1 protein-coding gene is annotated in these 339 nt (G+C 57.5%); it reads right to left on the bottom strand.

Annotated features, from left to right (window positions below):
- Nucleotides 1-157, bottom strand: a 157-nt coding sequence (locus KDM89_RS20845; RefSeq protein WP_212689743.1) for a metallophosphoesterase family protein, incomplete at its 3' end; no start/stop codon positions are given.
- Between the last annotated feature and the right edge of the window lie 182 nt (nucleotides 158-339).

The following is a 339-nucleotide window of genomic DNA, read 5'->3' on the forward strand; positions in this document are numbered from 1 at the left end:
CCATCACAGTTTGCACCACCCAGCCCGGGTCTGCACCATAGCCGACCAGATCGCCCAGAAACGCATACTGGGATACGCCTTGCTGTTGCGCATGCGCGAGGCAGGCTTCCAGCGCTTCGCGGTTGGCATGGAGATCTGTCATTAAGGCAAGCAGCATGGTAATCCGTGAGTAAAGTGATAAAAACCGGAGTCTGCAAGTTCGCTAAGGATGCGCCCGGCAGGCTGACGCAGATACGTCGCAGGACTAGTGTAGCTGCTCAGCCTAACACCAGGCTTACAGACTGTCAGACAAGGCGGCACGGTATTGCTGATAGCCGCGTGCGCGCAATTCACAGGCCG

Source organism: Cognatundibacterium luofuense, from assembly GCF_018139685.1.
Taxonomy (GTDB): domain Bacteria; phylum Pseudomonadota; class Gammaproteobacteria; order Burkholderiales; family Burkholderiaceae_D; genus Undibacterium; species Undibacterium luofuense.